General features: G+C 53.4%; 19 protein-coding genes and 1 pseudogene. 14 read left to right on the top strand and 6 right to left on the bottom strand.

What is annotated here, in order from left to right; all coding sequences use genetic code 11:
• The first annotated feature begins 161 nt into the window (after window positions 1-161).
• From psbD to HCG48_RS17125, 7 genes are all read left to right on the top strand, one after another.
• Window positions 162-1220, top strand: a complete 1059-nt coding sequence (gene psbD / locus HCG48_RS17150; RefSeq protein ID WP_168569640.1) for a photosystem II reaction center subunit D2 — start codon at window positions 162-164, stop codon at window positions 1218-1220.
• 150 nt (window positions 1221-1370) lie between these two features.
• A complete protein-coding gene (psbC, locus tag HCG48_RS17145; protein ID WP_168571941.1) occupies window positions 1371-2732 on the top strand; it encodes a photosystem II reaction center protein CP43 in 1362 nt (453 codons plus the stop codon).
• Between the two features lie 347 nt (window positions 2733-3079).
• Complete coding sequence (locus tag HCG48_RS26150; RefSeq protein ID WP_246259608.1) at window positions 3080-3697, top strand: RNA-guided endonuclease InsQ/TnpB family protein; 618 nt, start codon at window positions 3080-3082, stop codon at window positions 3695-3697.
• On the top strand, window positions 3582-4355 hold the full coding sequence (locus HCG48_RS26145) for an RNA-guided endonuclease InsQ/TnpB family protein (RefSeq protein WP_246259607.1): 774 nt from the start codon (window positions 3582-3584) through the stop codon (window positions 4353-4355). Before HCG48_RS26150 ends, HCG48_RS26145 begins: the two co-directional genes overlap by 116 nt.
• A 65-nt stretch (window positions 4356-4420) precedes the next feature.
• Window positions 4421-4606: a PCP reductase family protein gene (locus HCG48_RS17135; protein WP_168570237.1), complete on the top strand. Its 186-nt coding sequence runs from the start codon at window positions 4421-4423 to the stop codon at window positions 4604-4606.
• A 62-nt stretch (window positions 4607-4668) separates the two neighbouring features.
• Complete coding sequence (locus HCG48_RS17130) at window positions 4669-5406, top strand: cytochrome c biogenesis protein CcdA (protein ID WP_168571940.1); 738 nt, start codon at window positions 4669-4671, stop codon at window positions 5404-5406.
• A 55-nt stretch (window positions 5407-5461) separates the two neighbouring features.
• Complete coding sequence (locus HCG48_RS17125) at window positions 5462-6862, top strand: cytochrome c biogenesis protein (protein ID WP_168570236.1); 1401 nt, start codon at window positions 5462-5464, stop codon at window positions 6860-6862.
• 65 nt (window positions 6863-6927) lie between these two features.
• Here HCG48_RS17125 and queF read toward each other — a convergent pair whose 3' ends face one another.
• Window positions 6928-7395, bottom strand: a complete 468-nt coding sequence (gene queF, locus HCG48_RS17120; RefSeq protein WP_168570235.1) for a preQ(1) synthase — start codon at window positions 7393-7395, stop codon at window positions 6928-6930.
• A gap of 701 nt (window positions 7396-8096) precedes the next feature.
• On the opposite strand from queF, the gene HCG48_RS17115 reads away from it, so the two are divergent.
• Window positions 8097-13508, top strand: coding sequence for a PAS domain S-box protein (locus tag HCG48_RS17115; RefSeq protein WP_168570234.1), 5412 nt, complete (start codon window positions 8097-8099; stop codon window positions 13506-13508).
• On the opposite strand, the gene HCG48_RS17110 is transcribed toward HCG48_RS17115, so the two are convergent.
• Window positions 13478-13645, bottom strand: a complete 168-nt coding sequence (locus HCG48_RS17110) for a hypothetical protein (RefSeq protein ID WP_168570233.1) — start codon at window positions 13643-13645, stop codon at window positions 13478-13480. The genes HCG48_RS17115 and HCG48_RS17110 overlap by 31 nt on opposite strands.
• A 13-nt stretch (window positions 13646-13658) precedes the next feature.
• On the opposite strand from HCG48_RS17110, the gene HCG48_RS17105 reads away from it, so the two are divergent.
• The 4 genes from HCG48_RS17105 to hypF all read left to right on the top strand — a co-directional run bounded on the left by HCG48_RS17105 (window position 13659) and on the right by hypF (window position 19621).
• The gene (locus HCG48_RS17105) at window positions 13659-13853 is read left to right on the top strand and encodes a hypothetical protein (RefSeq protein ID WP_168570232.1); all 195 of its coding nucleotides are present in this window, start codon (window positions 13659-13661) and stop codon (window positions 13851-13853) included.
• 193 nt (window positions 13854-14046) lie between these two features.
• Window positions 14047-15228 (top strand): hybrid sensor histidine kinase/response regulator, encoded by a 1182-nt coding sequence (locus tag HCG48_RS17100; RefSeq protein WP_168570231.1) that lies wholly within the window; start codon window positions 14047-14049, stop codon window positions 15226-15228.
• A 152-nt stretch (window positions 15229-15380) separates the two neighbouring features.
• On the top strand, window positions 15381-17177 hold the full coding sequence (locus HCG48_RS17095) for a hybrid sensor histidine kinase/response regulator (protein ID WP_168570230.1): 1797 nt from the start codon (window positions 15381-15383) through the stop codon (window positions 17175-17177).
• 56 nt (window positions 17178-17233) lie between these two features.
• On the top strand, window positions 17234-19621 hold the full coding sequence (gene hypF, locus HCG48_RS17090; protein ID WP_168570229.1) for a carbamoyltransferase HypF: 2388 nt from the start codon (window positions 17234-17236) through the stop codon (window positions 19619-19621).
• On the opposite strand, the gene HCG48_RS17085 is transcribed toward hypF, so the two are convergent.
• The gene (locus HCG48_RS17085) at window positions 19612-20091 is read right to left on the bottom strand and encodes a COP23 domain-containing protein (RefSeq protein ID WP_168570228.1); all 480 of its coding nucleotides are present in this window, start codon (window positions 20089-20091) and stop codon (window positions 19612-19614) included. The genes hypF and HCG48_RS17085 overlap by 10 nt on opposite strands.
• Window positions 20088-20282, bottom strand: a complete 195-nt coding sequence (locus tag HCG48_RS17080; protein ID WP_168570227.1) for a hypothetical protein — start codon at window positions 20280-20282, stop codon at window positions 20088-20090. Before HCG48_RS17080 ends, HCG48_RS17085 begins: the two co-directional genes overlap by 4 nt.
• A 283-nt stretch (window positions 20283-20565) precedes the next feature.
• Between HCG48_RS17080 and HCG48_RS17075 the strand changes: the two genes are divergently transcribed.
• Window positions 20566-20829: a HypC/HybG/HupF family hydrogenase formation chaperone gene (locus tag HCG48_RS17075; RefSeq protein ID WP_168570226.1), complete on the top strand. Its 264-nt coding sequence runs from the start codon at window positions 20566-20568 to the stop codon at window positions 20827-20829.
• 169 nt (window positions 20830-20998) lie between these two features.
• Here HCG48_RS17075 and HCG48_RS17070 read toward each other — a convergent pair.
• Both HCG48_RS17070 and HCG48_RS17065 read right to left on the bottom strand, forming a co-directional pair.
• Window positions 20999-22225: pseudogene (locus tag HCG48_RS17070) on the bottom strand (RNA-guided endonuclease InsQ/TnpB family protein).
• A gap of 182 nt (window positions 22226-22407) precedes the next feature.
• A complete protein-coding gene (locus tag HCG48_RS17065) occupies window positions 22408-22545 on the bottom strand; it encodes a hypothetical protein (protein ID WP_168570225.1) in 138 nt (45 codons plus the stop codon).
• A 174-nt stretch (window positions 22546-22719) separates the two neighbouring features.
• Between HCG48_RS17065 and HCG48_RS17060 the strand changes: the two genes are divergently transcribed.
• Complete coding sequence (locus HCG48_RS17060; RefSeq protein WP_210437064.1) at window positions 22720-23352, top strand: hypothetical protein; 633 nt, start codon at window positions 22720-22722, stop codon at window positions 23350-23352.
• The last annotated feature ends 61 nt before the right edge of the window (window positions 23353-23413 follow it).

Below are 23413 nucleotides of genomic sequence, written 5' to 3'. Positions count from 1 at the left end.
TGTCCTCATTCGTTCAATTGAATCATCTTTATCGATCGAATTTGCCTGCGATCGACCCGAGAGGCTTTGCGAATTTTAGTAAATTTAATATATAGTTATGTTAACTTACTTAGAAAACTTGCGAGTTTTCAACTGAGAAATCCTTTCCTCAAACAAACGTTATGACAATTGCAGTTGGACGCGCACAGACAGAGCGAGGATGGTTTGACGTCCTCGACGACTGGCTGAAACGCGATCGCTTCGTCTTCATCGGCTGGTCCGGCCTGCTGCTGTTCCCCTGCGCCTACCTGGCCCTGGGAGCTTGGCTCACCGGAACCACCTTCGTCACCTCCTGGTACACCCACGGACTGGCCTCCTCCTACCTGGAAGGCTGCAACTTCCTCACCGTGGCCGTTTCCACCCCTCCCAACAGCTTGGGTCACTCCCTGCTGTTCCTCTGGGGTCCGGAAGCTCAAGGAGACTTCACTCGCTGGTGTCAACTCGGCGGCTTGTGGACGTTTACCGCCCTCCACGGCGCTTTCGGCCTGATCGGCTTCTGCCTGCGTCAGCTCGAAATCGCCCGTCTCGTCGGCGTTCGTCCTTACAACGGCTTGGCCTTCACCGGCCCGATTGCCGTGTTCGTCAGCGTCTTCTTGATGTACCCCTTGGGACAGTCCGGTTGGTTCTTCGCCCCCAGCTTCGGCGTGGCGGCGATCTTCCGCTTCCTGCTGTTCCTGCAAGGGTTCCACAACTGGACCCTCAATCCCTTCCACATGATGGGAGTGGCCGGGGTTCTCGGTGGGGCGCTTTTGTGTGCCATTCACGGTGCAACCGTGGAAAACACCTTGTTTGAAGACGGCGACAAAGCCAACACCTTCCGCGCTTTCGAGCCGACCCAAGCGGAAGAAACCTACTCGATGGTGACCGCCAACCGTTTCTGGTCTCAAATCTTCGGGATTGCCTTCTCCAACAAACGTTGGTTGCACTTCTTCATGCTGTTCGTCCCGGTCACGGGCCTGTGGATGTCTTCGATTGGCATTGTCGGCTTGGCCCTGAACCTGCGCGCTTACGACTTCGTTTCTCAGGAGTTGCGCGCGGCGGAAGACCCCGAATTTGAAACCTTCTACACCAAGAACATTTTGTTGAACGAGGGGATCCGTTCTTGGATGGCTCCTCAAGACCAACCGCATCAGAATTTCGAGTTCCCCGAAGAAGTTCTGCCTCGCGGTAACGCTCTGTAAAACAACCTGTAACGATCGCTTGTCCTTTAACCTGGCTTAATAAGTAAGATAAAGGTTAAGGATCGAATCGAGAACCGAGCAGTCCATAATGACGAATTGTCGATCGCAAAAAGAGGTTAAGCAATAGTGGAAACACCTTTTAATAGTGCGATGGTCGTCAGCGGACGCGACCAAGAATCCACGGGTTTTGCCTGGTGGTCTGGTAACGCCCGTCTGATCAACCTATCCGGTAAATTACTCGGCGCACACGTCGCCCATGCTGGCTTAATTGTTTTCTGGGCTGGAGCAATGACCATTTTTGAGGTCGCTCACTTCATCCCCGAAAAACCAATGTACGAGCAGGGCTTGATCCTGCTGCCTCACTTGGCAACCTTGGGCTGGGGTGTCGGCCCTGGCGGTGAAGTCATCGATACCTTCCCGTATTTTGTCGTCGGCGTCCTACACCTGATTTCCTCTGCCGTCCTCGGCGTCGGTGGCATTTACCACGCCCTGCGCGGTCCGGAAACCCTCGAAGAATACTCTTCTTTCTTCGGGTACGACTGGCGCGACAAAAACCAAATGACCAACATCATCGGGTATCACCTGATCCTGTTGGGTTGCGGTGCCTTGTTGTTAGTCGCTAAAGCGATGTTCTTTGGCGGCGTTTACGACACCTGGGCTCCCGGTGGCGGTGACGTGCGCGTCATCACCAACCCGACCTTGAACCCGGCGGTCATTTTCGGTTATCTGACCCTTTCGCCTTTTGGTGGTGAGGGCTGGATTGTCAGCGTCAACAACATGGAAGATATCATCGGCGGTCATATCTGGATCGGTCTGATCTGCATCGCGGGTGGTGTCTGGCACATTCTCACCAAGCCGTTCGGCTGGGTTCGTCGCGCCTTCATCTGGTCCGGCGAAGCCTACCTCTCCTACAGCTTGGGTGCCCTGTCGATGATGGGCTTTATTGCCTCGGGTTTTGTCTGGTTCAACAACACCGCTTATCCGAGTGAATTCTACGGTCCGACCAACGCCGAAGCGTCTCAAGCTCAAGCGCTCACCTTCTTGGTGCGCGACCAACGCTTGGGTGCCAACATCGGTTCCGCTCAAGGCCCGACGGGTCTGGGTAAATACCTGATGCGCTCTCCCACGGGTGAAATCATCTTCGGTGGTGAAACGATGCGCTTCTGGGACTTCCAAGGCCCATGGCTCGAACCCCTGCGCGGACCGAACGGTCTCGACCTCAACAAACTCAAAAATGACATTCAGCCCTGGCAAATCCGCCGCGCGGCTGAGTACATGACTCACGCTCCCAACGGTTCGATCAACTCCGTGGGCGGCATTATCACCGACATCAACGGCTTTAACTTCGTCAACCCCCGTGCGTGGTTGGCGGCGGCTCACTTCATCCTCGGTTTCTTCTTCTTAATCGGTCACCTGTGGCACGCGGGACGCGCCCGTGCGGCGGCGGCTGGTTTTGAGAAAGGGATCGACCGGAGTGACGAACCCGTGTTGTCGATGACCAACCTCGACTAATCACTCCCTCGATTGAGAATGAGTTGTTCTTAATTCTCGGTTGCAATTGAGTGAATAAAAGGCTCCTGTTCTCGTAGCAGGAGCCTTTTTTATGTTTGGCTGTTTAGCCAAGGGGCAAAGTGCGATCGCCTCCCCCGCCGAATCCGGTTTCTCAACCAAGCTGTCCCGGTTTAACTTTTGAGGGGTTCGGGGAGCTATAAGTCCCGCGCTGTATGCGAAGCATCAGCGTCGGGATCCATGGACTCCCCTTGAAAAGTCTCATCCCCACCCTGCGGGAAGGGCTAAGCCCTACGATGGGGATGAGACCAGCATTTACAGGCAGCTATAGCCTTTGGTAAACTCCGGCTATGCTGACCATAAACTACACCTACCGAATCTATCCAAATGTCGTACAGCAGACTGAACTGCGATCGTGGCTTGAGACGTGCACAGGCGTATATAACTACGCGTTGCGCGAACTCAAAGACTGGATTGCTTCGCGTAAGTGTCAGGTAGACCGATGCTCGCTGGAAAAGGAATACATCATTCCCGCCGATGAGGCATTTCCGTCCTACCACCGTCAGCAGAACAACCTGCCCAAAGCGAAGAAGCAATTCCCGCATCTGGGTAAAGTACATTCTCAGGTGTTGCAGACCACGATTCGCAGACTGCACGATACCTGGGAAGCCTTTGTGAAACGGGGACATGGATTCCCGCGTTTCAAAAAGTTCGGTCAATTCAAATCCTTTCTATTTCCCCAATTCAAGAACAATCCCATCAATGGCTTCACAATCAAGTTGCCAAAAATTGGGGAAGTACCCATCAACCTGCATCCCCCCTTCGCCCCCCTTTCAAAGGGGGGTTGGGGGGATGCAGGTAAGGGTATTGTCGAGGGTGCGAGGAACACAATGGTATGTTGTCGTTACTATCGAATCGAGCGTATCAGTTCCCGATGCTCCAGTTCACGGTCGGGCGATTGGGATTGACCTGGGATTGGAGCGATTCTTGACCGCTTCCGATCGCTCTTTCCAAGAACGCCCTAAGTTTTTCAAGTCGATGCAACGCAAGCTGAAATTGCTGCAACGCAGAGCAGCACGAAAACAGAAGGGTTCTCAAAACTGGGAGAAGGCACAAGTCGAAGTGGCTAGAATGCACCATCGCATTGCGAACCGTCGCAGAGATTTCCATCTGAAAACGGCTCATCAGCTTTGCGACCGGGCGCAAACTATCTTTGCAGAAGATCTCAACGTCAAAGGCTTGACGCGAGGGATGTTGCGAAAAGATTGTGTTGATGCCGCCTTCGGACAATTCCTGTCTCTGACAGAATGGGTTTGCTGGAAGCGTGGGGTCTACTTTGCTAAAGTCAATCCCAACGGCACCAGTCAAACCTGCCCCAACTGTTTTGCTACGGTGAGCAAAGGGTTGGAAGTCAGAGAGCATCATTGTCCTGAGTGTGGGTATCGGACTCATCGTGACCGTGCTGCAGCAGAGATGGTTTTGCATCGTGGACTAGAGAATGTAGTATCCCAGGGACTCTGGGGAACGGAAACCGCCTGTCAAGTCGGTCTGTCGGGGGTCGATGACCTAGATAAGTGGCGTGGGGCCCGAATACCCAATCGTGAGGTTGGGAAGCCCGCGCTGTAATCTTTGATTCAGCGTCGGGAGGATGTCACAATCAACAATGACTACGTTTACAAGGCAAATGTCCGATGGCAACTTCTGATTTTAGCGACGAATTGATTTGGACCGAAGACGCCAAGGTCAAACTTAAAAATATTCCCTACTTTGCCCGATCGCAAGCCCGCAAACGCATCGAACAACTCGCTCGCGAACAAGAACTCGAAACCGTTACGGCGGAATTAGTCGAACGGGCGCGATCGCAGTTCGGCCAGTAACGCGATCGCCGATCTGAGCTACAATGCAAGCAGATTGGGCAGTCCACCGCTCTACCTCGTCCATGCTCGAAACCGTTCAAACTCAACTGTATCGCCTGCAAACCTTCGCCGATGCCCTCGTCTCCAGTCAACTCGATCGCCTGACCTGGCTCGGGGTCGGAATTATCTTTTTCGCCGGATTGCTCACGAGCTTGACGCCGTGCATGTTGTCCATGCTCCCCCTCACCGTCGGCTATATCGGCGGGTACGAAACCAAAAGCCGCCTGCACGCCGCCGCTCAATCGACCTGGTTCTCCCTCGGATTAGCCACTACCCTCGCCGCACTCGGGATCGTGGCTGCGTTCCTCGGTCGCGTTTACGGCCAAATTGGCATCGGTTTGCCGATTGCCGTCAGTATTGTCGCTATCCTGATGGGCCTGCACCTCTTAGAAGCCCTTCCCATTCCCCTTCCCTCCTTTGACGGGATGGAATTCATTCCCAACGACCTCCCCGACGGTGCCCGCTCCTACTTACTCGGGCTGACCTTCGGTTTGGTCGCCTCTCCGTGCAGTACCCCCGTGTTAGCCACCTTGCTCGCTTGGGTGGCGTCCACGCAAAATTTGCTCTTAGGGGCCGTTCTCCTGCTCGCCTACGCGGCGGGTTACGTCGCCCCCCTGATTGTCGCCGGAACCTTTACCGCCTCTCTCAAAAAACTGCTCTCGGCCCGTCGCTGGTCCGCTTGGATTACCCCCGCCAGTGGGGTTTTACTCGTCGGGTTCGGCGTCTTTTCCCTGATCTTCCGCCTGCTTCCGGCGGTGTAATCTCTCCAGACTCGACCCAACTTGTTCGATCTAAACTCTAAACTCTAAACTCCCCATGACCTCTAAAGAGTCTTCTACCTCGGGACTGTCTGGCCTCTGGTCGGCTCCCCGACGTTTTTTAAGAACACAAATTTTACCCATTTTAGGGGATCTGCGCCTCGCGATCGCCCTGCTGCTGGCGATCGCCGTTTTCAGTATTTCCGGAACGGTCATCGAACAGGGTCAACCCCTGGGCTACTACCAAGCCAACTATCCCGAAGACCCGGCCCTGTTCGGCTTCCTCTCTTGGAAAGTCCTCGTCACCGTCGGACTCGACCACGTTTATCGAACCTGGTGGTTTCTCTCCCTGCTGGTGCTGTTCGGCATGAGTTTGACCGCCTGCACCTTCACCCACCAATTCCCGGCGCTCAAAGCGGCGCGCAGTTGGAAATTCTACAAACAGCCGCGCCAATACGAAAAACTCGCCCTGAGCGCCCAAATTCAAAGCGGTAGCCTCGACGAACTGCAACAGATTTTAGAAAAACGTCGCTATCGCGTCTTTCAAGAAGATAATGCCCTGTACGCCCGTAAAGGCTTAGTCGGTAAAATTGGGCCGATTGTCGTCCACGCCAGTATGCTCGTTATCCTCGCCGGATCGATTTTAGGCGCTTTGAGCGGCTTTATGGCTCAGGAAATGGTGCCCAGTGGCGAAACCTTCCAGGTGAGAAATATCATCGATTCGGGCCCGTTCGCCGGGTCGCAGGTGCCGCAAGATTGGTCCGTGCGGGTCAATCGCTTTTGGATCGACTATACCCCGGACGGGGCGATCGACCAATTTTATTCCGATTTGTCCGTTCTCGATGGCGACGGTAGCGAAATCGAACAAAAAACAATTCACGTCAACGAACCCCTCCGTTACGACGGGGTGACCTTCTATCAAACGAATTGGGCGATCGCCGGGATTAGAGTGCAGCTCAATAATAGCCCGATTTTAGACTTGCCGATGGCCCAACTCGATACCGGGGGTGCCGGACGACTCTGGGGAAGCTGGATTCCGACCAAGCCGGACTTGAGCGAAGGGGTTTCGGTGATTGCCCGGGATTTGCAGGGAATGCTCTTGCTCTACGGGATGGACGGTAAGTTACTCGGCAGCGTTCGCACCGGGATGTCGGCGCAAGTCAATGGGGTCAAGCTCAAGGTGGTCGAACTCGTCGGCAGTACGGGTTTGCAAATTAAAGCCGACCCGGGGATTCCAATTGTTTATTTGGGATTTGGCTTGCTGATGGTCGGGGTGGTGATGAGTTACTTTTCTCATTCCCAGATTTGGGCTCTCGAACGGGAAGGCTTATTTTATCTGGGGGGCAGAACGAACCGCGCTCAGGTGAGTTTCGAGCGGGAAGTCTTGGAAGTGCTAGAACAACTCGATCGCCCCACCCCGGAATCGGACTTTTCTCAACTCGACCCGATCGCCTCTTAAAAAGTCACATTGAGTGAGATTCAGGCAGAAGTGAGTTTTTTCTCATTTCTGCCTCTTTTGTTGCTCTATGAGGTTGGGGATGGCGCCGGGTCGGCGCTAGCTTTTTCGTGATGGACTTTGACGACGGTGTGAACGTTGCCTCGGGGATTGAAATCGCCTTCGATGTCGATTTCTAAGGGGTCGCAGGCGGCGATCAAGTCGTCGAGAATTTGGTTGATCGACTCTTCGTGAGAGATGTACCGATCGCGGTAACTATTGATATAAAGTTTGATCGATTTGAGCTCGACCACCCGTTCGTCCGGGATGTAGTGAATCGAAATCGTGGCAAAGTCGGGATAGCCGGAAAACGGACATTTGCAGGTAAATTCGGGTAATGTTATCGAAATCGTATAGCGTCTGCCAATGCGAGGATTGGGGAAGGTAATTAACTGCCCTTCGGCAATCTCTCGCTCTCCATATTTAACCGCGTCGGTCTCGGTTCCGGCTTCGGCGGATTTGGAAAAGCTGGGGGAATGGGTAGAAGAATGAGTCACGATCGTCCGTCGTTTGTGCAGTGAATAGTGCCAGTTAACCCCCGGAACGAGGCGATCGCCCGGGATGAAAAAAGCAACAAGAGCGTGAGGGAAATTGGCGCCAAAACTGACGCTAATTTTAAGAGTTTATCACTTTTAATCCTGGAGGAAAAGTGGCGAAAGGGCGCAATAAAAATCGCGATTCTCTTAGCCCCTTCCGGGGGGCTACGCCGACGGAGACGCTGCGCGATCGCCGCCGACGGGCACAAGTTTAGAAAAAGCGATCGCGCCGAAGCTAAAAACTGCCCGTAAACTTTGATTGTAGCGGATAAATCTTATCAAGAGAAAGATCTTTTAAAACTTAAATTGAAAGAGTGAAACGATCGCGATCGCCAAGAGATGACGGGGATAACGAGTTAAAATCTCCGTCCCCTTGCCAAACTTAACGATTCCTTTCTCAATGGCCGACGGCGATCGCCGCGATCGTCAGATAAAATGATGATAGGCAAATTCGATCGCCAAGGGTCAACGCGATCGAATGGGTCGGCGAAAACGAATTGGCAAAAATGGGGGAAAGTCAAAGTCCCTAAACGAAAGGGTCAAAGGGTTCGCAGACACGACGGGTCGAAATTGGGCTGATTCAGGATCGCTACTCGATTTTAGGGTTTGGATAAAGCGTTAATCATTAAAACACGATTGCTTATTTTTTGGGTTGGTTCGCTATGAATCTCGATCCGGGTACGGAGACTCATGATATTTGGGACGGTGCGGACCCCAACGAACTCCAGCAGCAACTTGCGCGCGAGCGGGAGAAATGTCGCCAACTGGAACAACGGTTAAAAGAAACCGAAACGCAGTTAGGGCGCTTCTCCTTTGTGGATCGCGACAGGAGCGGGTTTGGCATTGAAACGAGTCCTTCCATTTATTTAAAACTCGACCACAAAGGGATCGTGGTCGAATCGCAATCGTTCCCGGAACGAGAACCTTTTTTAGAAATTGAAGGGTTAAAGGGAAAGTCGATTGGGGACTCATTAGCCGATCGCGATCGCCCCAGCTTCACCCAATGTTTGCAGCCCCAAAAACGAGCGGGAGCGCCGTTAAAAGAGTGGCAGGGCCATTTCAAACAAAATAACGGCAATGAAGTCGCCGTTAAGGCGATCGTCCGTCCCGCCTCCCGTCGCCACGGGGGGGTGGAACTGTTTATTTTTCCGCTTATTTTGCCGGAAAGTCACCCGCCGATCGCCTTCGAGGGGAGTCCCGAATCTGGGCGAGATCGCGTGCAACGGGACATCGTCGAAGCGGCCCTGTGGGAAAACCAGCATTTTATTCACCAACTCGCCGAATCGAGTCCGGCGATTCTGTACGTCTTCGACTTGAGCGAATGCCGCTACCTGTACGCCAACGCCCAGATGAGCGCCATTCTCGGCTTTACACCGGACGAGTTTCAAAGTTTGGATTCTACGGCCCTGGTGCAACGGATTCATTGGAAAGATCGACCGGGGTGGATCCGCAAATTAGATCGGTTGCAACACGCCAACGATGGGGAAGCGATCGAACTGGAATATCGGATGGCGACCAAAACCGGAGAGTGGCAGTGGCTCCACAGCCGGGAAATGGTGTTTGTGCGCGATCGCGACGGGATCCCCCAACAGGCGATCGGGACCGCAACGGATATCGGCGATCGCAAACGAGTCGAAACCGAATTAGAAGGGTACCGCATCCACCTGCAAAAACTGGTGCGAGAACGGACGGCCCGGCTGATTCACCTCAACGAACAACTCAAACTCGAAATCGAAGAACGTCGCGACACCGAAGCGAAATTGCGCGAGAGCGAACGGCGCTACCGCCTGCTCGCCGAAAATGCCACGGACATGATTTCGACCCAAACCCCCGACGGAGTCTATACCTACACCTCTCCCGCCTGCGAGATGCTCTTAGGCTACAAGCCGGAAGACTTGATCGGTCACGCAGTGTACGAGTTCTTACATCCCGACGACGTGGCGGGAGTGCGCGCCTTGCAGGTCAACCTGCTGGCGGTCAACGTTCCCGGACGGATCTCCTACCGCCTCCGCCACCGCAAGGGGAATTATGTTTGGGTCGAAACGACCAGTCGGGCGATCCGCGATCGCCACACCCGAAAAATCATCGAAATTCAAGCGGTATCGCGCAATATCCAAGCGCGCAAGCAGACCGAAGCCTTCTTGCAAGAAAACCAAGAACGGCTCGCCAGTATCGCCGCCAACGTTCCCGGGGTAGTGTTTCGCTTCGCGATCGATCGCGACGGACGGCGCACCCTCCCCTACGTCAGCGCCGGACTGGAAGAACTCGTCGGCATCCCTCCCAACGAAATGATGGCCGATCCCGCCAAGATTTTCGAGTGCGTCCATCCCGAAGACCGGGAACGAGCGGAAAAAATGCTGCAGTTTGCCGCGCGCACGCGATCGCGACTCAAACACGAACTGCGCGTATTGATGCCGGACGGACGGGACAAGTGGGTGCGGGTCTTGAGCCACGTCCACACCAGCGAAGACACTCAGGCGGTGATTTTTGACGGGTTGGTGCTCGACGTGACCTTACGCAAAGTCGCCGAACAAGCGCTCGAAGAAAGCGAAATGACCAAACGCGCCCTGATTGCCGCCATTCCCGACGCCTTGTTGCAGTTGCAGTTTGACGGAACCGTGGTCGATTACATTCCCGGTGCGGACTGTCAGCCGTGGGAGTCGCCGAGGGCGGTCATTGGCAAGCGGATCGCTACCCTGCTGCCGCCGAAGGAAGCCCGGGTCTACGAAGCGGCGATCGCCCGGGCCCTCGATAGCGGAACCTATCAGGTGTTCGAGTATCAAGTCGCCCGCCACGGACAGTTACATACTTACGAAGCACGGATCGCGATCGTCAACCAAAACCGCGATCGCCTCCTGTCGATCGTGCGCGAGATTACCGGACGCAAACAAGCCGAAGCCTCCCTGCGCCGACAAGCAGAAATCATCGATCGCATTCACGATTCCGTGATCTGCACCGATCTCGACGGCTACATTACCAGTTGGAACGCCGGGGCCGAGCAGATTTACGGCTACTGCGCCGAGGAAATTATCGGATCCCATTTAAGCTGTCTGTCTCCCCAACAACAGCAACGGGAGTTTGTCGAACAGGTCCTCGGGCCGTTACTCGAACAGGACAATTACGAGGTAGAAGTCCTGCGACGGATGCGCTCCGGGGAAATGATTTGGGTGCAGCTTTCCCTCTCCCTGATGCGCGACCGGGCCGACAACGCGATCGCGATCGTCGATTATTCCCTTAACATTACCGATCGCGTCCTGGCTCAAGCGGCTTTGAGGGAGAGCGAAGCCCGCTTTCGCGCCTTGTTTGACAACCTCTCCGTGGGGATTCTCCTGGTCAATCTCTCCGGTCAGGCGATCGTCCCCAACGAAGCGTTCTGCTCGTTTCTCGGCTACGACACCAGCGAGACGATCGGAATGCATTTCGATCGGGTGACCTATCCCGACGACCTCGACACGGATCGGGACTTGTTCGCCGAATTAATTGCCGGACACCGGAGCTACTACACCCTCGACAAGCGCTATATCCGTAAAACTGGGGAGGTGGTCTGGGGTCGGATCGGGGTCTCGTTGATTCGCGACTCCAATGGCGCTCCCCAATCGGTGAGTGTGGTCTGCGAGGATATCACCGAACGCAAACAAGCCGAAGAAGAACGCGATCGCTTTTTCAATCTGTCTTTGGACTTACTGGCGATCGCCGGAACAGACGGTTACTTCAAACGGGTCAATCCCGCCGTCACCAACATTCTCGGCTATAGCGAAGCGGAATTTCTCTCGACCCCGTTTATCGAATTCGTCCACCCGGACGATCGCGCTGAGACCCTCGCCCAACTGGAGAACAATTTTAAAGCCGGGATTCCCACCCTGTACCTCGAAAATCGCTACCGCACTAAAGAAGGCGGCTATAAATGGCTCGTCTGGAATGCGGTTCCGGTCATAGAAACGGGCTTGACCTACTGCGTGGCGCGGGATATGACCGAATCGAAACGGGCTTTAGAAGAACTCAACCGACGGGAACTTCAATATCGGACCTTGGCGGAAAATACCCCGGATATTATCGCCCGCTTCGATCGCGACATGCGCCATATTTATATCAATCCGGCGATCGAAATCGCTACGGGATTCTCGCCAGAATACTTCGTCGGTAAAACCAACCGGGAATTGGGAATGTCCGACGAACAGATCCGTCATTGGGAAGCCGTCCGCAATCTCGTCTTTGAAACGGGAAAAGCGCAAATCGACGAGTTCCAATTCGACTCTCCCGAGGGGATTCGTTACTATCAGGCGATTTTGGTGCCGGAATACGGCGATTCCGACGCAGAAAGCTCCCAGGGGCGATCGATCCAAACGATTCTGAGTATTGCTCGCGACATTACCGAACTCAAACAGGCTCAAGAATCGGTGCAAATGGCTCAAGCGCGTTTGCAGCACTTGTTGACGACTTCTCCGGCGGCGATTTATAGCTGCAAACCTCAAGGAAATTACGCCCGAACCTTTGTCAGTAATAACGTGACGGCGATGGTCGGTTACGATTCGTCGGAGTTCCTCGCCGAGCCGACTTTTTGGCGCGATCGCATTCATCCCGACGATCGCGATGCGGTGATGGCTCAAATTCGCTCCCTCGCCGATACGCCGGAGGCGTCGCTTTGCGATCGCCGCACCCAAACCTTAGAGTATCGGTTTCTCGACCAACAGGGACGCTATCGCTGGATTTACGATTGTCTCCAACTGGTCTCGGACGAGGCGGGAAACCCGTTGGAAATCGTCGGGTCTTGGGTGGAAATCAGCGATCGCAAGCAAGCGGAGGAGGCGTTAAAATATCGGATTCGATTGGAACAGTTAATCGGCGATATTTCCACCCGCTTTCTCAATTTGGGTACCGAAGAACTCGATCGCAGTTTGGAACGGGGTTTGCAAGCCCTCGGCGAGTTTATCGGGGTCGATCGCGCTTACTTATTTTTCCTCGACGAGGACGGGGCGGCGATCGATAAAATTTACGAATGGTGCGCCGAAAACGGGTGTTGTTCTTTGGGTTCTTTGGACGGGTTACCATCGCCGCAGTTGCAGTTCGTGCGCGAGACAGTGGAACGGGAACGCAGGGGCGATGCTACTGGGGAGACGCTACGCGAACGCCTTGGAGACCGGAACGGGCGCTCGCCGGGGGTCTTGCCGATCGTTCCCTTGCAGATCGGTGGCGAAATCGTCGGCTTTCTCGGCTGCGATTCCCAAGCGATCGCGCCGACGGGGCGCTTCGCGAACCGCTCGTACTCGGCGGACGAGATCGATATCATGCGTCTGGTCGGCGAAATTTTGGTGACGGCGATCGAACGCTGTCGCTTCGAGCAAGAAGAAAAACGTCTGATTGCTTCTTTGCAAGAACGGGCGGCGGAATTGGCCCGCTCTAATGCCGAACTCGAACAATTTGCCTACGTCGCTTCTCACGACTTGCAAGAACCTTTGCGGATGGTCAGCAGTTATACCCAGTTGTTCGCACGGCGCTATAGCGGGGAACTCGACGAGAAGGCGCAAAAATATATTCATTACATTGTCGATGGTTCCAACCGGATGCAACAATTGATTGAAGATTTGTTGCAATATTCGCGGGTGGGACGGCGCGGGGAGCCGTTTGCTCTGGTGGAAGGGCGCGAAATTGTCGATCGCGCTTTGCAGAATTTGCAAATGGCGATTAAACAAAGTGGGGCGGCGATCGACTACGGCGAGTTACCCCAGATTAAGGTCGATCGCATTCAGACGATCCAGCTCTTTCAAAATTTGCTCGGCAATGCGATTAAATATCGGGGGGAACGATCGCCTCAAATCCGCATCGATCTCGAAGATCGGGGCGATTGTTGGCAGTTTTGCATCACCGATAACGGAATTGGGATCGAGCCGAAATATGCAGAGCGCATTTTCTTGATTTTCCAACGCCTGCACACTCGGGAAGAATATTCGGGAACGGGAATCGGTTTGGCGATTTGCAAGCGAATTGTGGAACGCCACGGCGGTTCGATCTGGGTCGAATCCGAACTCGGTCGGGGCGCCCGATTTTACTTCACCCTTTCTAAGAATCCCGGCTGAGTTTGTAGGGGTGAATTCCTCGTCTTCGATTGTCCTTCGGTGGCGGCGATCGCCCGATTTTCAATCGCTTCCGTCGGTGGCGGCGATCGCTGCTGTTGAGGGGATTTATTATCGCGATCGACGAGGAATGATGGCAAGGCGATCGCATTTATGTTAAGAAAGATTATCCGTTGCTTCGAGGGCGGGCGATCGGGTTCCACGGCGCCGCTCCAAACCCTCGTCTTGGGGCGCCTGGAGGCGATCGGCTCGTCGAGGGGACATCGGCAGAACGGTAAAAATTTGCCCGGGTTATCTTTGGGGAATTATGTTATTTTTGAAGCGATCTCGGTCACTTTTAGACGATGACTTCAATCCTAGACTTGGGCGGTCCAAGGGTTTAATATCTTTTCACAATTGAATCAATGTAAGGATATTTGAACGATCTAGCCCGATTCTAATCGTGCGGGAGTATGCTGAAAGAGAGAAGTTCAGTCCCAATCCATTTAGAAAATCCGAGGATTCGGACTAACCTGTTATTGGATCCAGGAGCGGATCGAGTATGAACTCTGAAACGATTAAAATTCTCTTGGTTGAAGATAACTTGGGTGATGCCGATCTGCTCCAGGAGATTTTGGAAGAAGCAACCGCTTCGGAGTTTGAAGTGACTCATACGAGTTACTTGAGAGATGCTTTCGATCGTTTAGAAAACCAACCGTTCGATGCGATTTTATTGGACTTATCTCTACCGGACAGTCAAGGACTTGAAACTCTCGTCAAACTGCAAACCAAAAGACCCGATTTTCCGATTGTCGTGATTACGGGTCTCAATGACGAACAGTTGGCGGTCAATGCGGTTCGCCAAGGCGCTCAAGATTATTTGGTAAAAGGACAACTCAACGGTCCGGTTTTGATCCGCTCTTTGCGCTACGCGATCGAGCGTAAAATTGCAGAAATTGCCACTCGCAAATCTTTAGAACGGGAACGAGAACTACGAGAGTTAAAATCGCGCTTTGTCTCGATGGTCTCTCACGAGTTACGCAATCCCCTGACGACGATCGTCGCCGCCGCGCAATTGCTCGAACAGCGTCACTATCAACTCAGCGAAGAGAAAAAAGAAGATATGTATCGGCGCATTAGAAAGAGCGCCGGACGGATGAATCAATTGCTCGACGATATTTTAATGATTTGGAAAACCGAGGCGACGGAACAGCGATTTATTACCTCCCGAGTCAATTTGACCGATTTTTGTCAGGCGGCGATCGAAGAGTTTCGGGAACAACTCGGCGATCTTAAGTCGGTGGAAAACAGCGCGGAACATCAGATCGTCTTTAATGGCGATCGCCACTGCCGCAGTTTTGCGGAAGTGGATCGCACATTGTTGCGTCAAATCCTCACGAACTTGCTCTCAAATGCGATTAAATATTCTCCCGACGGGGGGAAGATTCAGTTCGAGTTAGCCTGTGAAGAGGATCGCGCGGTGTTTGAAGTGAAAGATTGCGGGATCGGCATTCCGGAAAGCGATTTAGAAAAATTATTTACCGCGTTTCATCGAGGCAGCAATACTCAGGGAATTTCGGGGACGGGTTTGGGCTTGGCGATCGTTAAAAAGTCGGTGGAACTGCACGGCGGGACGATCGCCGTGGAAAGCCAAGAGGGCATTGGCACGCGCTTTACGGTGGTGTTGCCTTTAAAAGTAGAAAGGGTACAAACTCAGGCGATCGGCATCCAAGAAAATTCATAAAAAAACGTAATTCTTAAAGAAATCTTGAAGGTCAAATGGAGGGGGATCGCATCTCTATTTTGGCCGAAAATATTATATAATAGTAAATTGAATTGTTAAGAAGATTGAGAAAAACTCCTCTTAAAAGGCATTGCCCCGTTTGGGCTTTGAAAATGGGCGATCGACTGAAGCAAATTTTATTGATTGAAGACAACCTAGGGGACGCCGAACTCTTGCAAGAGACGTTGGGCGAAAATCCTATGGTCAAAATACAGCTCACCCACGTGGTCAGACTGCGAGAGGCTTTAAATCAATTGGGCGATCGCGATTTTGATGCAATTCTGCTCGATTTGTCCCTGCCGGATTCGCGGGGGTTAAATACGTTGATGCGGGTGCAGGAAGCAGCGCCGAAATTGCCGATCGTGGTGCTGACGGGGTGGAATGACGAAACGCTGGCGATCGAAGCGGTTCGCGACGGGGCGCAAGATTATTTAGTCAAGGGGAAAGTGGAGGCGGAATGGTTGGTGCGTTCCCTCGACTACGCGATCGAGCGCAAACAAACCTTAGAAGCCTTGCGCGAAAGTGAAGAACGATTCCAGCAGTTGGCGGCCCAACTCGATCGCCTGGTGACCGAACGGACGGCTCAACTCGAACAAGCGCTGCACTTCGAGGCGATGCTCAAGCGGATTGCCGATAAAGTGCGCGACAGTCTCGACGAAAACCAAATTTTGCAAACTGCCGTCGAGGAGTTGGCGTCGGGGTTGGGGGTCGATGGCTGTGGGGCGGGGATTTACAACTGGAACCAGACCAAAGCCACGATCGCCCACGAGTGGACGAACGGGGGTCAGTCTTTGCTGGCGCAAGTCGTAGAAATGGCTCAACTGCCCGACGTATACGGCCAGTTGCTCGCCGGGGAAACCTTCCAATTTTGTCCGATCGCGATCGCGGCGATCGAACGGCCCGTGGCGATCCTCGCCAGTCCAATTTTTGACGATCGCGGCATTTTAGGCAATTTGTGGCTGCTCAAACCGATGGAGGGCTATTTTGCCCCCCCGGAAATCCGCTTGGTCGAACAAGTCGCCAATCAATGTGCGATCGCCTTGCGCCAAGCGCGCCTCTATCAATCCTCTCAAGCCCAAGTCCGAGAACTCGAACGCCTCAACCAGCTTAAAGACGACTTTCTCAGCACCATTTCTCACGAACTGCGAACCCCCGTCGCCAATATCAAAATGGCGACCCAAATGCTCGAAGTCCTTTACGAAAAACAGGCGATCGCCGCCGGAACCGCCGAAGGACAATCGGACTCCGCGATCGCCCCCAACTCCCTAAGCAGGGAACTCGCCCCCAATAGCGCCGATCGCTACTTTCAGATCCTGCACGACGAATGCGAACGAGAAATCCACCTGATTAACAACATCTTGGACATGCAGCGCCTCGAAGCCGGGGTCGAACCCCTAGAATTGAGCGCCATCCAACTGCAACATTGGATTCCTCACCTGGTCGAACCCTTCGTGCAGCGCATGGAAAAAAACCAACAGCACTTACGCTTGGAGATCGCCGCCGACCTGCCCTCGCTGATCTCCGACCCCGACATCCTGGGGCGGATTGTCGCCGAACTGCTCAACAACGCCTGCAAGTACACCCCGTCGGGGGAAGAAATCGCGGTCGCCCTCGACGCCGACGAGGCGATCGTGCGCCTGCAGGTGACCAATACCGGAATCGAAATTCCCGAACGGGAACTCGCCCATATTTTCGAGAAATTCTATCGGGTTCCGAGTAGCGATCCGTGGAAACATGGCGGTACCGGATTGGGATTGGCGTTAGTCCAAAAATCGAGCCAACTCTTGGGCGGTCAAATTCGCGTCACCAGCCAAGGGGGACAAACTTGTTTTATCCTGGAACTGCAACGACATTGGCCGCAAACGGGAGCCTGTGAGGGCGATCGCTTCGCCGCCTCGGACAGCCCTTAAGTCGAGCATTGTAGCCGTAGGGTTACAATTTGGATTTAGATTTTAACGGGATTTTCGTGTTACCTCAATCTGAAATCGAACGACTAAAATTAACCATTAAAGGAGTCGTTCAAGGGGTCGGCTTTCGTCCCTTCATCTATTGCTTAGCCAGCGAGTTGAACTTGAGTGGATGGGTGAACAACTCCGCGCAAGGGGTCTTTGTGGAAGTGCAAGGGCCCAAAGCACGGCTGAGGGAATTTTTAGACCGACTGCAAACGGAAAAACCGCCGCTTTCGCAAATCCACGAGCTACAGGTTACCTCGATCGCGGCGATCGCCGAAACCCGCTTTGAAATTCGCCCCAGCGTCAGTGGGGAAAAAACCGCCTTAATTCTGCCGGATTTAGCTACCTGTCCCCAATGCTGGCGCGAAATCTTCGATCCCGATAACCGCCGCTACCGCTATCCATTTACCAACTGCACCCACTGCGGACCGCGCTACACGATCGTGCGACGGTTGCCCTACGATCGCCGGAACACGACCATGAGCGCCTTTCCCATGTGCGCCGAATGCCGCGCCGAATACGAAAACCCGCGCGATCGCCGCTTTCACGCCCAACCCAACGCCTGTCCCCGATGCGGGCCCCATCTGGAATGGTGGGACGAAACGGGTCGCGTGTCGGCCCGTCACGACGACGCCTTAATCGCGGCGGCGCGGGCGATCGATGCGGGTCAGATCGTCGCCGTCAAAGGCTTGGGAGGCTTTCATTTAATCGCCGACGCGCGGGACGAAACCGCCGTGCGCCGCCTGCGCGATCGCAAACAGCGCCCGGACAAACCTTTCGCCGTCATGTATCCCTCTCTCGACGCGATCGCCGCCGATTGCCAGGTCTCCCCGGAAGAACGGGAGTGGCTGCGATCGCCCCAAGGGCCGATCGTCCTACTGACGAAAAAGCCCGGTTTCGAGGATTCCGGGGCGATCGCGCCGTCGGTTGCCCCGAGAAACCCGACCCTCGGCGTCATGCTGCCGTATACCCCCCTACACCATTTATTACTCGCCGAGTTGGGTTATCCCGTCGTCGCCACCAGTGGCAATCGCAGCGACGAACCGATCTGCACCGACGCCGAGGAAGCCCGCGATCGCCTCCGGGGAATTGCCGATTGCTTCCTCGTCCACAATCGGGCGATCGCCCGGGCGGTAGACGATTCGATCGTGCGGGCGATCGGCGGACGGGCGACGATCTTACGGCGGGCCCGAGGGTACGCCCCCCTCCCGATCGCCACGGGCCTCGTGGGCGACGTTCCCCTCGGGGACTCCAGCCCCCGGTTGTTAGCGGTGGGGGGTCATTTGAAAAATACGATCGCGATCGGGCGCGGACCGCAAATCTTCGTCAGCCAACATCTCGGCGACCTGGAAACCCCCCAAGCCGTGGCTGGATTTGAAGAGGCGATCGCCCGCCTGCAAGACCTCTACGACTTCACCCCGGAATCGGCGGTCTGCGACGCCCATCCCGACTATCGATCCACCCAGTTCGTTCGGGGTCTGAACTTGCCGAGGCACGCCGTGCAGCACCACTACGCCCACGTCCTCGCCTGCATGGCGGATAACCAAGTCTTATACGAGTCCGGTCTCGGCGTCGCCTGGGACGGCACGGGTTACGGCAGTGACGGCACCATTTGGGGCGGCGAGTTTCTGCGAATTCCGGCGATCGCTGAAGGGGAGGACCTCCCGGAATTTACCCGAGTGGCGTATTTTCGACCGTTTCCCCTACCCGGTGGCGATCGCGCCGTCAAAGAACCGCGCCGGGTAGCACTCGGAATGCTATATGAGGCCGTCGGCGATCGCCTGTTTGCCGCTAGTGAGGACTTCTCCCCGGCGATCGCGCGCCTGTTAGGCTCGTTTACGCCTCAAGAACGGCAGGTCCTCCATCGGATGTTGGGGCGATCGCTCAACACCCCGAAAACGTCGAGTGTGGGACGCCTGTTCGACGGGGTGGCGGCGTTGCTGGGATTGGCCGATCGCTGTAGCTTTGAAGCGCAGGCGGCGATCGCCCTCGAAGCCGTCATCGACCCCGAGGCGATCGGCGAGGACAGCTATCCCCTTCCGTGGCAGTGGTCCGACGACGGCGCCACCGTCGCCCTCGATTGGACGCCGACGATCGCCGAAATAGCCGACGACCTCGCCGATGGGGTTGCCGTCGGGGTGATTTCGTGCAAATTTCACCATACCCTCGTCGAAGCGATCGTCGCGACCGCCCGTCGGGTCGGGGAATCCTCCGTGTTTCTCTCCGGGGGGTGTTTCCAAAATCGCTATTTGAGCGAACGGGCGATCGCTCGCTTGCAACAAGCCGGATTTACCCCGTACTGGCATCGTCAGATCCCTCCCAACGACGGCGGGATTGCCGTCGGGCAGATCGTCGCCCGACTGCGGGCGATCGCCTCCGGGCGCCCGTCGGATTATCGCTGAATCGGCGCGACCTCGGGATTGACGAGATCTTGCAAGACGACCGCCGCCGCCTCTTGCGGTTCGAGGGTCAGCAACAGTTCGCCGCAGTCTCCCCCGGGAAATTGGGGGGCGCAAATTACGGGAAGGTCGTTGAGATTTCCCGTGGTTAGTTGGGCTAACCAACCTTGTTGGTGGAAGCGGTTAAATCGTTGGGATACTTCATCGCAGCGCATTTTCGGCGTCCATCCCGACGGGGTGAAATATTCGGACATCCAACGAATAATCGGCGTGTTACCGTCCGCAGTTCGGGCGATCGTTGCCGGGGCGCCCTCGTAAGTGCCACAGGTGTAGTCGATCCCGGAAGCATTTAAGTTCTGCACGGGAATGAGGGTCACCGCGTCGGGATCGGACCGTGGGGTGCAAGCCACGAACAAGAGTTGAAATCCCCAAAACAGGAGCACTGGGGTGGCATATTGGCGGGGAATGTTCATCGTTGTTGGGAAGTGGTGACCTTCACGGGGCGATCGCGATCGGGCATTTTGTTTCCTCGAACTCGGGCTATGTTTGCCGGGTCTATGTTTGCCGGGTATTTTTGCAGGGGTTGACATCGGGCGATCGCCACGAACTGGCAATTCGCAAATCCTCGAATGACCAGATTTGAAAACGCCAGTCGCCGAGACATGGTCCACCTGTTCGCCTGACCGGATGGCCTTCGATCCGCAAGGGGGAAACTTCAGCTAATCCCTCGTCATCTCAGCCCATCGGCGAGTTGAAAATTTTTGAAAAAATTCAAGATTCTCTTAATTTGTGACGGGCTTTCTCCATGCTACAACAGGATCGACCGAACATCAGCCCTTCTCGATCGATCGAGAAATCTCTCTGGCTGAAAATCGGCGATCGCAACCTTCCGGCTCGACTTGTTATCCTGATTGTATTATCGATAAAATCAAGACGAGAGAATTCATATGTGTTTGGCCGTTCCCGGACAGATTATCAGTATTGAAGAACCGGATAGCACGGGGGATTTAGCCCTGATGCGGATGGGAAAAGTTAGCTTTGGCGGTATTTTTAAATCGGTGAATCTCGCTTGCGTTCCAGAAGCCGAAGTCGGCGATTACGTAATCGTTCACGTCGGTTTTGCCTTGAGCGTGCTCGACCCCGAAGAAGCCCGCGAAACCTTAGATTATCTGAAAGCAATGGAGGCTTCGACTGCACCAGAGTCCGTTTGAAGTGTCCGGCTTCTCGGTGATGATTGAGTATTTGTACTGTGGAAAAATAAAAACTGGACTCGCAACCTGCGATCGCCCGTCTGCATTCAGCCAAGACGGGATTTTTTTATGGGTGTTTATTGGTCTTTAAGCGAAATTATACGAACTTTTGTGAACTACCGCTATTGAATCAAAGATTACAATAGCGGCTTCCCTCTTCACTGGGGACTGCGCTAGATAGAACTGAAGTTCTACCACCTCGTCTTACATCCCCTCCAAGGGCAGTAGAGCGAGTTCCTAACTCTAATATCCGTAAGCCTTCATTTTTGAGATTGATGGCGGCATTGATATCCCTGTCATGATGGGTTTGGCAATGTTCGCAAGTCCAGCTTCTCGCATCAAGAGACAAGCTTTTGATTTGATTGAGGCATACATGGCAGGTTTTAGAGGAAGGAAAAAATCGATCGACTTCTAGATAAACTTTTCCTTCTGATTCAGCCTTGTACTTTAACATTGTACAAAACATTCCCCAACCGACATCACTAATCGCTTTGGCGAGTTTGCGATCGCGAACCATGCCTATCCCCCCTTTAGTTCCCCCCTTATTAAGGGGGGTTAGGGGGGATTCGACCACAATCACTTGGTTTTCGTTCACTATCTTACGGGATAGCTTGTGGAGAAAATCTTCACGACAGCGACTTATTTTGGTGTGAATCTTGGCAACTTTTACCCGCGATTTATTGCGGTTGTTGCTGCCTTTCCTTTTTCGAGCGTGTTTTTGCTGTTTTCTTTTTAGGTTTCGCGCGTGTTTATCAAAATGCTTGGGATTATTATATTTCGACCCCTCACTGGTAATCGCAAAATCGGTCAGCCCTAAATCAATGCCAATTGCTTTTCCTTCAGTTGAGAGGAGGGGAGGTTCTTTTTTACCCTCTACCAAAACTGAAGCATAATATTTACCATCTGGATTTTTGGAGAGGGTTACAGTTTTGATTTTTCCCTCAAAACTTCGATGCTGACGACAACGCACTAACCCAACTTTAGGCAGTTTGATGTAATTTCCCTCAACCTTAACATTTTGAGGATAACTGATAGATTGCCTTCCCTGCTTGGATTTGAATCGGGGTAATTTTGCCCGTTTCTCAAAGAAGTTTCGATAAGCGGTCGATCAGTTCAACGCCACGACTTGCAAACATTGGGAATAGACATCTTCTTTAAGCCAAGGGTATTCCTTTTTGAGGGCAGGTAATAATCCCTGAAGATCACCCCTTGATAAACCTTTTCCGGTCGCTCGATAAGTCTCTTGGCACAAATTTAACGCATAGTTCCAATACCAACGACAGCAACCAAAGCTCTTGGCTAAAGTCGCTTGTTGCTTGTGGGTTGGATCGATGCGGTATTTGTACGCCTTGAACATTGTCGCCGATATAGCCAGATGATTAGATTATCACTGATTTGCCGAAGAGTCGCTTTCATCCCACGATTCACCTTCGGTAGAATCGGGGAATTCCCGCTCCCATTGTTAAAGAATAAGCCCGTGGAGAGACGGACGATCGCCCCGGGTCGGAAAAACCCCTAGAATAGAGAAATAATCGATCGTCACGGGGTCGGGATCGAGTCGTGGGGGACAGTCCGTTCGATCTGGGTTGCTGTAGCGGGAAAACTCCGGTAAGCCTCACTGGGGTGGGGTGGGAGGCGATCGCCCGTTTCGTCGGTATCGCGCGATCGGGTGTACATTTCCCCGGATCGAAGTGAAAAGAACCGAGGAGTATTATAACTCGAATCGAGGGTTTTTAGATGAGCCGACAATTTTTTAGGCACCGTTTGGATCGAGGGGGAATTTTACCGGATTCATTTTTAGCGGAATTTAGGACAAAAGATCCCAGTACCCGGCGATATTTGCTCAACTCGATGACGTTGTTTGCTTGTATTTCTCCGGAACAGCAGCATCAAGCGTTAAACGATTTAATCCAGTCGGAAGTGCTAAGTTTGGCGGAGAAGTCCAAACATTATTTATACGATCGCATTATTTCTACTTTAAAAAAGTTCGACTTCGACCGTAAAATTGAAGATCGAGAATTGGCGGAATATTATTATCGTTATTATTTACTCACCGGACTGATTCCGGAAAATTTAACGGCGGAATACTTAAATAAGCTCGTGGATTTCATTCTCGGAATCGAGTTGGCGAGACTTATGTTTTTTATGCGGTTTGTAGAACAACAGCGCTTCTTTGAAATGCAGGGTCGTTATGCCTTGCAAGTGATTTTATTTTACCGATACATCAAACCTATTCGCCGCAAAATGGTTAAAGAAAATGCAGTCAAAAAAGATATTGCCGGACATTATTACTATACGAAATCGAATTTAACGGAAGATAAATTGCTCGACTATATTTTTGAGGTTTTCACTCTCGATCGCATCATTCATCTGGGTAATTTATCAAAAGTTCTAATGTTCGATCGAGACTATATTTATAACGACATTTATAACGACATTGATAACGACGTAGAAGAACAGCCGTCCGAGCCGCCGAGTTCTTAAACGACGGGGAAGAGTAGCACCAAAGGCACGATCCGGCCTAAGATCGTTGAGGAAATCAGCG

This window comes from Oxynema aestuarii AP17 (assembly GCF_012295525.1).
In the GTDB taxonomy this organism is placed as follows: Bacteria; Cyanobacteriota; Cyanobacteriia; order Cyanobacteriales; family Laspinemataceae; genus Oxynema; species Oxynema aestuarii.
This window is presented reverse-complemented; position numbering and strand designations above follow the sequence as displayed.

Excerpts from the sequence above, each read along its gene's own strand:
- HCG48_RS17125 (WP_168570236.1), top strand. The coding sequence starts at position 5,462 with ATGACCTCTAAAGAGTCTTCTACCTCGGGACTGTCTGGCCTCTGGTCG.
- HCG48_RS17085 (WP_168570228.1), bottom strand. The coding sequence starts at position 20,091 with ATGAACATTCCCCGCCAATATGCCACCCCAGTGCTCCTGTTTTGGGGA.
- HCG48_RS17065 (WP_168570225.1), bottom strand. The coding sequence starts at position 22,545 with ATGTACACCCGATCGCGCGATACCGACGAAACGGGCGATCGCCTCCCA.
- psbD (WP_168569640.1), top strand. The coding sequence starts at position 162 with ATGACAATTGCAGTTGGACGCGCACAGACAGAGCGAGGATGGTTTGAC.
- HCG48_RS17105 (WP_168570232.1), top strand. The coding sequence starts at position 13,659 with ATGTTAAGAAAGATTATCCGTTGCTTCGAGGGCGGGCGATCGGGTTCC.
- HCG48_RS17115 (WP_168570234.1), top strand. The coding sequence starts at position 8,097 with ATGAATCTCGATCCGGGTACGGAGACTCATGATATTTGGGACGGTGCG.
- HCG48_RS17100 (WP_168570231.1), top strand. The coding sequence starts at position 14,047 with ATGAACTCTGAAACGATTAAAATTCTCTTGGTTGAAGATAACTTGGGT.
- HCG48_RS17080 (WP_168570227.1), bottom strand. The coding sequence starts at position 20,282 with ATGTCTCGGCGACTGGCGTTTTCAAATCTGGTCATTCGAGGATTTGCG.
- HCG48_RS26150 (WP_246259608.1), top strand. The coding sequence starts at position 3,080 with ATGCTGACCATAAACTACACCTACCGAATCTATCCAAATGTCGTACAG.
- HCG48_RS17095 (WP_168570230.1), top strand. The coding sequence starts at position 15,381 with ATGGGCGATCGACTGAAGCAAATTTTATTGATTGAAGACAACCTAGGG.
- HCG48_RS17130 (WP_168571940.1), top strand. The coding sequence starts at position 4,669 with ATGCTCGAAACCGTTCAAACTCAACTGTATCGCCTGCAAACCTTCGCC.
- HCG48_RS17060 (WP_210437064.1), top strand. The coding sequence starts at position 22,720 with ATGACGTTGTTTGCTTGTATTTCTCCGGAACAGCAGCATCAAGCGTTA.
- HCG48_RS17135 (WP_168570237.1), top strand. The coding sequence starts at position 4,421 with ATGGCAACTTCTGATTTTAGCGACGAATTGATTTGGACCGAAGACGCC.
- HCG48_RS26145 (WP_246259607.1), top strand. The coding sequence starts at position 3,582 with ATGCAGGTAAGGGTATTGTCGAGGGTGCGAGGAACACAATGGTATGTT.
- psbC (WP_168571941.1), top strand. The coding sequence starts at position 1,371 with ATGGTCGTCAGCGGACGCGACCAAGAATCCACGGGTTTTGCCTGGTGG.
- HCG48_RS17075 (WP_168570226.1), top strand. The coding sequence starts at position 20,566 with ATGTGTTTGGCCGTTCCCGGACAGATTATCAGTATTGAAGAACCGGAT.